Here is an 11,046-nt window from a genome sequence, read left to right on the forward strand (position 1 = left end):
CCCATATCAACGAAGCTGAAGCCAACGCAACTGCTGAGGCTTATATGGAAATGTACAAACGTAGCGGCGCCCAACTGCCGGAAGCTGCCTCACAAAATGACTACAAGCACACCATCGTTGCCAATTATCCCTTTCACCCCAGCTTCATTGCCTATCTGACGAACAAGCTCGCTTCTTCCGAGAGTTTTCAGGGAACCCGTGGTGTATTGCGTGTACTGGCAATGGCTATCCGCACGATATGGCAACACAATCGGGATATTCCACTGATTCACACCAACCGTTTAGATGTTGCCAACCCAGACCTGGCAGATGAGCTGATCGGCAGAACAGGGGCAAACGACCTGATTACTGTTTTGAACGCTGACATAGGCGGTGCCGACTCGGAAAACCTGGAAATGGGCAGATCTGTTGCGCAAGTGCTCGACCGAGCCAACCCACACCCCAAATGGCTGCCCCTCTATGAATGGACATGGAAAACGGTCTTTCTGCACAGTCTGATAGGACGTAGCGAAGGGTTATCATCCAACATCTTCGGCATAACCTTTTCCGAAGCCTTGCTTGAAGTCTCCATGCCGGATCTTCCCCCCTCGCAAGTAGAAATAGCCCTCAAAGCCATCGCCAATGAAGCCTATTATCTGCGAGAAAAAGACGGTCGCTACTATGCGAACATTGACCCAACGGAAGCCCGTATCGTATCGACTATAAAACAAGGGTTACATCAAGATGACATAGCGGAACAGTTGATCATCGTCGCTCGAAAAGTCGTCAGCCATAACAGCCCTACATTCCAGGTTACGCAGGATGTTTCAGAGCCAGAGCATATTCCTGACAACACGGGGTGCCCAGTTCTCGCCATCATTCGGTTGGATGCCAATAAAATCGACCCCAATATCATGACGACTACAGCGGGCGAAGGACAACCACGACTGGAACAGAACAATGTTTTCATGCTGGTTCCCGAAACTGTACAGATCGAAGGAGATACCTGGAGCGAAGATCGGATTAAAAAAGCACAGTACCGTAAAGACAGGCTGAATGACCTTTCTCGCACTGTCATTGCAATGAGGCGCCTGCAAAACAAACCTGAAGATTACGGAATGTCCGCAGGAAAACTGCAAAACAGCGGCTTTACAGCAAAGCTCAAAGAACGCGAACTGGCACTGCAAACTACTGTTGCTCAAGCCTATGACACCATTTTGTTCCCTGGCGCCTCCGGGCAGATCACCCAAAAGAGCATCAAGCAAGCAGGGGGAGAAGGTGGTGCCTCGGTCGATGAAGAAATCCATCGGGTATTGATTGAGGAAGGCGAACTGATTACCGCAGAATCGGCAGGAACCCAGGCCATGTTACTGCAACTGGGAAAACTGTTTTTTGACAGCATCAGCCAAACCCCTTCCCTGAAACAAATCAAAGAGCAGTTCAATCAGAACCGCCGTTGGCCCATCTTGGACAATCCACGCATTCTCGAACAACTCATTCGTAGCGGCGTAGAAAAAGGGCGCTGGTGTCTCTATCGTATGGACTCGGCAGAATCCACAAAACCCGAGCACTTATACAGTCGCGAAACTGGCGGCATCCCCTTGGATCTGAAGCTCTCTGAGGGCAACTGGAAACTGGTCACCGAACAGGGCGCAAAACAACGAGGCTGGAACCCGGAAGCGGAACCCACGGTCAAGCAAGTCAGGCAATGGGTGGAATCCGCCATGACTAACCTGTCCAATGCCCAGGTGAAAGAAGTCATTGAAAAAGTGCAGGAGGACCATGGCGCGGTCAAGGAAGCCACTGTGCTGAGTGCCATCGATGAAGCTGTTCAGAATAGTAGAATTTACACCTATGGCATAAAAGAACCTGGACCTGATCAGAAGCCCGAACTCATTTATGGCTCCAGCGCCATGTTCCACCAGGCACAGAAAGAGGACATGCTGGCCACGCCGGCAAGCGCTTCCGAAAAAGGTTGGATCGAACCTGAAGACACACGCTATACCAAGCAGGGACATGGCCTGGCTGTTGCGCTACACGAGCAACTTGGCAAAATCGGCTCACTCTATACAAGAGGGGCAAGCACTCAGCCAGAAATTCTGCGCCTGGCCATGCTGGAACTCCCTAACGGGGGGAAACTGAGTCTGGATCTGATCAACCCATCGCCAAAGGATATGCAAGCCTTGAGTGAGTTATTTGATGTGCTGTCCGAGATCACCACGGTTGGCAAAGACAGCCAGGCCATGATCGACATTCTCAATGCCCCCGATGACTGCGCCTTTATCAACCTCATGAAACAAGCAGATGAGTAGAAAAAAAACGCCCAAACTTACTGATCTGTTTGAAAAAACGCTCAAGAACCGCTGGCGCAGTGCGCCATTTGTATTGCGTTTTACCCAATTGGCCGAATATTCGGGTACTGTATTGGTCATTAAAGAACGCGTTGAAAAAGACGCCGGCTCCGGAAACGAGAAGCACAGTTGCTTACGGGAACGGGGACATTTGTATGGTGAAAACCTGAAAATACTGCAGCCTCGAATCAAGGCGACTCTTGAGCACGTGACAGATGAAGCAGGTATCCCTTTGGATCTGCATTTGTTCATCAGTAAAGAGGGGCTGAAATTCAGGGGAAACCTGCCGCTGGATGAAGAATCCGGCGCCAAGCTGGCACTGATCATCAAGCTCCAGTCCCGACTGCATAATCCCGATCGCCTTGAACTCCTGTCCAGGCGGGTGCAACGCTTCAGCCGGGAAGAGGCCGCCTACTGGCTGGGAAGAACCACCCATTACAGCATGGATGCCAATCGCTGGGCTGTATCGGGGCTGCGCACCATGCTCTGTGGCAGCACCAACAACGACCCTGGCATCGAACGCCAGCTCAACAGACTCAGGTAGTCACCATGACCGACAGACGACTTATTGAGGCGGGCTTTCCTTGCCACCAGGTTGGCGCAGAAACGCAACGCGAACGCGGCGCCAGTTCCGCGCTCCCTCCCTTATACTTTCTGCATGTGTGGTGGGCGCGCCGCCCCCTGACCCCCAGCCGGGCCGCCATAGCCGCTTCCCTGTTGCCGGAAGATACCGATGCCGAAGCATTTGTTCGTATGCTGGGCATAGAAAAAAAGGTTGTGGAACTGCCTGGCGGACAATGGGTCATGATCGGAAAACTGGCAGAGCGCCTTGAAAAACAAGGAGGCATGGAAGCCTTGAAAGTCGATGCCGTCGTTACCAGAGCCTTTGACAAAGAACAATTGCGCCGGGCAAAAAAACGGGGAATTATCGCCACGCTTAAAGCCTATTCACCGGAACTGGCCAATCATCCGGTGGTGGTACGCTGGGAGCAGGAATCCCAGCCTCTGGGACAAATTCATGAAGGAGAATATCTCAGCATCAAAAGAGTCATGGGGGACCCTGCGCATACTAATGAGCGTATTGAATTCAAGAAAAGACCTGATGTACGTTCCGCGCTCGGAAAGGAACTAAGTTGGGATCCAGAAGATCTCTATGGTTATGGGCGTGCCTATCAGAATGACCACTCGACTGTTCCCAGTGGCCTGACCGTACTGGACCCCACTGCTGGTGGCGGCTCTATACCATTTGAAGCGCTTAGATTAGGTCACAATGTCATTGCCAACGAACTCAATCCTGTTGCTTCGGTTATTCTGTTTGCAACCTTGGATTATCCCGCAAAATATGGTGAAGAATTGCATAGTGATATTTCTCATTTTGGCCGCAAATTAGTTGAAAAAGTGCATGCCTACATACAAGATTATCATCCATTCGGTATCACTCTATGCCAATCAGAAAAACAGCGCTTGGATGAACATTTGGCGGAAAATGCTGATTTCATAGCACAGTTCAACAAAGAAGAAATTGCCGATTACCTTTATTGTCGTCAAGTCACCTGCCCCAGTTGCAAGGCAAAGACCCCGCTACTCAATACCTGCTGGCTTTCCAAACAAGCCAAAGACCCCTGGGGGGTCAAGATCGAAACATCAGGCAGCGGCGCCAGCGCCCGTTATCGCTTTGAAACCTATCAGGCCAAAAATGGCCTTGGACCCAGAGGCGAAAATCTGGAACACGGCACGGTCAAGCGCGGTATCGGCCAATGCGTACATTGCCAGCAGGCCATCCCCGGCGATGAGATCAAGATGCAAGCCAGAGGGGAATCGCAATATGGTCAGTGGCAGGATGAACTCTACGCCGTGGTGGCCATCCGTCATCAGCCCAAGCTGGACAGACAGGGCAATGTTCAACGCTTTGCCAGCGGCCCGCGCCGTGGTGAGATCAAAACTGAAAAAATCAGTTTCTTCCGTCCGCCCAATCAACACGACCAGGATGCTCTGGCCGCCGCTTCCGACACGCTGCAAGCCAATTGGGCGCGTTTCGATGATCAGGGATTGATTCCTACGGAGAAATTCCCTCAGGGGAATGACATGCGCCCTGTTACTTATGGAGTGGATCAATGGTACAAACTGTTCAATGACCGTCAGCTCCTGGGTCATTTGACGGCGATGGAAACGCTCAAGCAACTCAAGCCGCAGATATTGCGCGAGTTGGGGGATGAGCGGGGACGGGCGGTGATTACCTATTTGCAGTTCGCCATCGACAAAGTTGTGGACTACAACAGCAAGCAAACAAGATGGCATTTTGGGAGAGGAGTAATTGTAGGCACCTTTGGACGCCATGATTTTTCTCTGAAGTGGACTTATGGAGAGATTGTTCTTACTGGCCAGAATTCTGGAATAGCCTGGGGATTGTCTCAAGTTCTTGATGCCTATCAAGGCATTTCAAGTCTTACGAAAAACGCTGTAGATCTAAAGAAACAAGATTTGAAAATCATTAATGGTAGCGGAGTTCATATAAGTGACATAGATGACAATTCTGTTGATTTCGTCTGCATGGACCCACCTTATTACAATAATGTCCAGTATTCAGAATTATCAGACTATTACTATGTCTGGCAAAAACGCAGTCTCAAAGAACTCTATCCCGAAATCGCCTGGACACGCCTGACCAACAAGCGAGAAGAAGCCGTCGCCAACCCGGCAAGAGATGGTTCTGCACGTAAAGCCAAGGAAGAGTATGAAGAACTGATGGGGGAAATCTTCGCCGAATCGCGACGCGTGGTCAAAGACGATGGACTGATGACCCTGATGTTCACCCACAAGGCCCAGGATGCCTGGGAAACACTAACGCGATCGCTGATCGAGGCCGGCTGGGAAATCACATCCTGTTTCCCTGTTGAATCGGAGAGCGGGCATTCCACGCATCAAATGAATATGGCTTCCGCGGCAAGCACGATCTTCATCTCTTGCCGCAAACGCAACAGGGACAACCCGGAACCGGCTTTCTGGTCTGGATTGGGCGGTAGCGGGATTCAGCATCAGGTTCGAGGGGCGGTTGAAGCCGGCCTTGCCGAATTCCGCCCCCTCAGGCTCAATGCCGTTGACCAGATGATTGCCTGCTATGGCCGCGCCTTGCAGGTTTTGAGCAAGCATTGGCCGGTTATGGATGGCGATGATGAAGTATCGCCCATGCGCGCCATGAACGAGGCCAGTCGCGTGGTGGCGGGGCATCAGATCAATGAAATCACCGATGGCCGCATATCGGTGGATGATCTCGATTCAGAAACTGCCATTGCCCTGACCATGTACGGCATCTGGGGGCATGATGAAGTGCCTTTTTCTGAAGTGTTGAATCTTTCCCGCTCACTCAACACCAGCCTGGAAAACCATGCCGGCGGCTATAGCGTTCACGGACGCAAGGTCGGCGTAAATAGCCAAATCAGCGGTCGCCGCGCTATCACCGGCCAGGCGGCGGAAGAAAGCGGTTATGCCGCGCCATTGATCAAGAAAGGTTCCAAACTGCGATTGACCAGACCTGAAGAGCGCAATCTCAAGCGACTCAACAATCCCCAGTCGGATTGGGATGTGCTGCACGGCCTGCTGATAAAGTATCGTGAAGGTGATGTACCTGTAGCACGCACCTATCTCGAAGCGCACCGCGAAGGCAATGACAGCACCGTTCTTGACCTGCTGACAGTCTGGGGAGAGGAAGCAGAAACAGCGGGTGTACGCAACGAAGCCAAGGCGCTATTATTCGGCTTGAGGCAGTAGGCAGGAAACGGGGTTATTCATTTCATGTCACTCAAGGATTACGACTGGCGATACAGCTATAAAACGTCCCAGCTTCGCAAGCAGGGCAAGCCTGTCGATATACTTCGTGATTTTTATATCCCTTTTTTACAGCATATCGTCCGCTACGACCGGGTCGCGGGTTATTTTCGTTCCTCCTCCCTGGCGCTGGCCAGCCGGGGCCTGACCACCCTGATCAATCGCGATGGGACAGTCCGCATCATTGCCGGCGCCGACATGGCGCCCAACGACGTACAAGCGGTGATCGACGGACAGCTTGCGCCTCTGGCAGAGCATTTGCTTGGCGCTCTGGAAAACCCTGAACAATGGCCAGACGAAGCCTCAAGAGGCGTGGAACTACTCTCCTGGATGGTGCGACACGGATACCTGGAAATCAAGGTGGCCTTGCGCAAACACGCCGAAACCGGGCAAGGACTGGCGCTGGAATCCAGCGAAGATGGTTATGTTCATGAAAAATGGGCCCTGGGATACGATGAAACAGGCGGCGCCTTGTATGCCAGCGGCTCCTGGAATGAATCTGAAACCGCGCTGAAGCGAAATGCGGAAAACATCGACGTGGATTGTTCGTGGCAGGGTGAAAAGGAACGCGCCAAAATTGCCGATGCCGCACGTTCCTTCAAGGCCATGTGGAACGATGAGCACCCGGCATTTGTGATCAAAGATCTCCCCGCCGCTGTCAAAGAAAAGTTATTGACCTTTTCCAGTGGCATTACTGTACCGGTTGAAATTGATAACCTTCCCGCTCAATCCACAGTACCTACATTGTCTGCCGAAGAAGCCCTGCGCTTTACCGCGCTGAAATACGCTCCCATGATGCCCGGTGGCAAATATGTAGGCATGTACACCGCACCAGTGGAAGCCTGGCCGCATCAGGAAGTGGTGGCTCACCGCATCATCGATAATTTTCCAACATCCCATTTGATGTGTGACGAGGTAGGACTGGGAAAAACCATCGAGGCTGGCCTGGCATTCCGCTCCCTGTATCTGAGTAAACGTGTTAAACGCATACTCATTGCCGCGCCTGCAAGTTTGACCCGGCAGTGGCAGCGGGAGATGGCCAGCAAGTTCTTTCTGCCCTTTGATCGCGTCGTCGCTTCCCCCGGCCCAACCAGAGAATCAATATTTCCCGTAGCGGAAAAGCAAGCGATTACTCACTTGTTCCAGCCTGATCTGGCCATTATTTCCACCGGACTGCTGGCGCGCAAGGACAGGCGCAGGCTGTTGGACAACGCGACCACCTTTGATTTTGCACTGGTGGATGAGGCACATTATGCACGCCGCTCCAATTCGACTAAAGGCGTACGCGGATATCCTCGCTATAACCAGCTCTATCAAACCCTGTCCAAACACTTGAGGAAAAGATGCCGTTCCTTGCTGTTGGCAACGGCAACACCTATGCAGTTGGATCCTGTCGAAGTCAGTGACCTGATTCGACTGACCAACCGAGTGGGGGCTTTTCAGTACGATTCCTCGCTGATGCTGGCCTATTACCAGTTGATCAATGCCATCTCATCAGGAGAGACGTTGAAACCGGAGGAATGGGATTTCATCAGAAAGGCGGTCACGAGCATTCAATTACTCGACCCCAGGCTATGGAAATACCTTAACGAAGTGGTTATTGATCCCTTTTCCCGAATCTCCATACAACAGTGGCTGAGACTGGGCACAGTGCCACCATCCCCTGATTTGCCTGCCCTGGCACGCCTGTTATTTGCAGCCGCCCCCCTGTCCCGAGTAATGCAGCGACACACCCGCGATCTGCTCAAAATCTACCGGCAAAAAGGCAAGTTGAATGCCAATCTGGCTGATCGCATCGTTTTGCCTACGCCCAAAATACTTTTTACCAACCAGGAATCAAAAGTTGATCAATTACTTGGTGACTATTGCGATGGACTGAGAGAGCAACTCCTCTCCAACGGTCTCAATGAACCGCGAAAAGTGGCCCTTGGCTTTTACCTGAGCTTTCTCAGACTTCGTTTCGCCTCCAGCCTGCTGGCCTTGAAGCTGACCCTGGAGCGGCGAAAAGCCAAAGTGGAAGCCACCCTCGCACACCATTTTCAATTGGAAGATGAATCCACGAACATTGAAGAGCTGGAAGAGTTACTGGTAGAAAGCAGCGATGATGATACCGAAGCTATCACCATGATGCTGAATAATCGGACACCTGTGGATTTGCGGTGGGAACGTAAGCAGCTTGGGATGTTATTGGATGAACTCAACGACATTTACGAGGATTCCAATAAATTTACGGTATTACTGAAAGCGTTGAAGTCCCGTCAGGACGGACCACGCATTCGGCAAACCGTAATTTTTACCCGTTTCCTCGATACCTTGCATGATATCAAAGATAGACTGCAGGCCAAGTACCCTAGTCTGTTACTTGGCACCTATTCTGGCGCCGGTGGCAGCTTCTATGATCCAGCCAAGAGCCGCATGGTAGGTGTCGAGCGTGATACTGTAAAACACCGTTTTGTTCAAGGACATATTGATGTGCTCCTATGCACTGATGCCGCAGCGGAAGGCTTGAACCTGCAAACAGCAGATTTACTGGTCAACTATGATTTGCCCTGGAACCCAATGAAGGTAGAACAGCGAATTGGTCGTATCGATCGTATTGGGCAGAAATACAACGAAATCTTTGTTCTCAATCTATGTTTTGCCAATTCCGCAGAACAATTTGTCTATGAACGACTGCTGCAACGTCTGGCCCAAGCTAACCTGGTTGTCGGTGCTCAACAGTTTTCCATGTTGCCAGTAACCACCGAAGAATTTCAGGCACTGGCAGACAAAAGCATGACCGAAAAGCAGGTTGAGAACATTGCCATGGAGCGAGCAGGCAGGCAAAGGGAAAACAATCGCCTTATGGAAGTACCTGTAGAGGAGTTATTCAATGTTTATCTCCGACTAAGTCAGACTTACAGAGAACAAACGCTGCCGGTATCCCTCCCTGAAATCTGGCAAATCCTGTCAGAATCTGAATTCTTAAAATCGCTGGGATGTGAACTAAGCGAGTGCAAACGTTATCTGAGTATTCACGGTGTAGAGTTCATACCAGACGGTAGCGCACTGACTGTCGACAGAAACCTGTATGACGAAGGATTACCCAATGGCGATGCGCTCTATTTTGCCAGTTTTGGGGAACCGGTATTCGACCGACTGATTGACTTTGTTCTTGAACAAACGGCCGACCTGCCCTTTAAGGTCGTTGAAGTGGAGCACGATGGATTTCCCTGTGCGGCTATCACTTACATTGATAAAGACCATAGAACGCAACTGCTCATGGCAGTCTGGCAAGCCTTGCAGATAGATAGCTTATCTGAAACCTTGAAAGACGATGACCTTACTCGATCAACCAACACGATGACCACCTATTGCGCAAACCAGACCAGAAGCATCCACAATATGGAAAGCACTGAAAAAAATAATCGCGTACAGGCCCATGCCCAAGTATTGCTCAACAATGTGATTATTGGGTATATGCTCTCCTCCAAAATGAAAAACAGTAATCTGGAAGACAATGCGGCTGTATTACTAAACGCACTGGAAGAACAGATCAGTACAAGAGAGGCCCCCGTTCGAATCAGGGATATTCCACACGCTTTGAGAACAAAACTATCAGCTGGCTTGGTTGAACCCCATTTTCCCCAACAAGGTGATGGCTATATTGACGCACCCATCCTTTTCCTCTGCACAGCGCTGGATTCTTTAGCCCGACGCATTGATGCCAGCAGAACACCGGCTAGGAAGCAGACAGCTAGCAGCATAATAGCCTCCATCAGGAAATTACCTGACGAGATATATTGACGCTAGAGTTGATGGAATTCTCCAATGGGTTTGTTGTCCTGGCTCCGGATGGCAATGTCACCTTCACCGCGAAAACCGGGATCCAGCTCGGCGCAGGTTTTGTGGTGCAGACCGGAGCTTTGTTCCGAGCAGTCATCGACTGAAAGTGCAGAAAAAACCCTTTGCCGGAAGCATTCGGCAAAGGGTTTTCAAACACAAGCGCTATTGCGGTGATTGCTGGCTTGCTTTCAGTTGCCCGATAACAGTTTCGATCATGCCCCTGGCTTCAGCTGCCACGGCGTTTACTTCTTCGGCCTTGGACAAGCCCAGCACGGGCACGGGATCCATGAAGCTGACCACGGTCTTGTCACCTTCTTCACGCATGATGAAATTGCAGGGCAGGAGCGTTCCTGCGTTGGGTTCTGCGCTGATCACACGATCGGCCAGCTTGGGATTGCAAGCGCCGTAGATGTGATAGGCAGGAATATCCTTGTCCATCTTGTTCCTGAAGATGGCCTGCACATCCACATCGCTGACCACGCCCAAGTGGTTGGCCATCAGGGTCTCCTTGACCTTTTCCAGAGCGGCGTCATAAGGCATATCCAGGGTTATGTTCATTTCATACATGTTTTTGTCCTCACTGTGTTTGTTGTGGGCGCAAGTCTAGAGGCAAGTTGCCAGGAATGCATTGAAAATCCTCAAACCGCAGCTGGCTGTTCTTTCTTGGCTCCTCGACGTTTTGAGTGGAATTTCCGCAGAAATCTGTGCGAGTATAGCGCCAAATACTGGCATGAGGAAAAAACGTGGACGGCAACGAGATACTACTACTGGGATTGGGCATATAGAGAAACACCAACGCGATATTCTTGAGGCATTTGGTGTCTGGCTGGTTGAGCAACAACTAACGGAAACCAACAAAACTCGATGAACGACAACAGCGGTGTCCCCTGATCGCAGGGCTTTAAGACAGGCATCAAGCCCGGGGCGTTTATCGTTCTGACCTGAGTGTTAATGGCCATCTATTCTGACCCACCTACGGCCAACAATTTTGACCCACCCTGAGGGGCATTCCGGGCCATAGGGCCGTACGCTTTCCGCCATCAGAGACTCATCGATGGGGGAAGCA

General features: G+C 51.1%; 7 protein-coding genes. 6 read left to right on the forward strand and 1 reads right to left on the reverse strand.

The genetic code is table 11. The features are described from left to right. From ACOCD2_RS05855 to ACOCD2_RS05875, 5 genes are all read left to right on the forward strand, one after another. The coding region (locus tag ACOCD2_RS05855) for a DUF499 domain-containing protein (RefSeq protein WP_293680659.1) at positions 1–2,291 on the forward strand (2,291 nt) is incomplete at its 5' end. Then, a complete protein-coding gene (locus ACOCD2_RS05860) occupies positions 2,284–2,874 on the forward strand; it encodes a DUF7680 family protein (RefSeq protein ID WP_293645459.1) in 591 nt (196 codons plus the stop codon). The genes ACOCD2_RS05855 and ACOCD2_RS05860, both read left to right, overlap by 8 nt. A gap of 5 nt (positions 2,875–2,879) precedes the next feature. After that, on the forward strand, positions 2,880–6,098 hold the full coding sequence (locus tag ACOCD2_RS05865) for a DUF1156 domain-containing protein (protein WP_293645461.1): 3,219 nt from the start codon (positions 2,880–2,882) through the stop codon (positions 6,096–6,098). 24 nt (positions 6,099–6,122) lie between these two features. Continuing rightward, positions 6,123–9,941 carry a helicase-related protein gene (locus tag ACOCD2_RS05870; protein WP_419587794.1) on the forward strand — a complete coding sequence of 1,273 codons (3,819 nt, stop codon included), beginning with the start codon at positions 6,123–6,125 and terminating at the stop codon, positions 9,939–9,941. A gap of 11 nt (positions 9,942–9,952) precedes the next feature. Beyond that, positions 9,953–10,084, forward strand: a complete 132-nt coding sequence (locus tag ACOCD2_RS05875; protein ID WP_293652430.1) for a 3-coathanger stack domain-containing protein — start codon at positions 9,953–9,955, stop codon at positions 10,082–10,084. Between the two features lie 58 nt (positions 10,085–10,142). On the opposite strand, the gene ACOCD2_RS05880 is transcribed toward ACOCD2_RS05875, so the two are convergent. Beyond that, entirely contained in the window at positions 10,143–10,547 is a 405-nt protein-coding gene (locus ACOCD2_RS05880) for a DUF302 domain-containing protein (protein WP_293645467.1), read from the reverse strand. 61 nt (positions 10,548–10,608) lie between these two features. On the opposite strand from ACOCD2_RS05880, the gene ACOCD2_RS05885 reads away from it, so the two are divergent. Further along, entirely contained in the window at positions 10,609–10,848 is a 240-nt protein-coding gene (locus tag ACOCD2_RS05885; RefSeq protein ID WP_293645469.1) for a hypothetical protein, read from the forward strand. The last annotated feature ends 198 nt before the right edge of the window (positions 10,849–11,046 follow it).

Source organism: Thiolapillus sp. (genome assembly GCF_048562965.1).
In the GTDB taxonomy this organism is placed as follows: Bacteria; Pseudomonadota; Gammaproteobacteria; order Chromatiales; family Chromatiaceae; genus Thiolapillus; species Thiolapillus brandeum_A.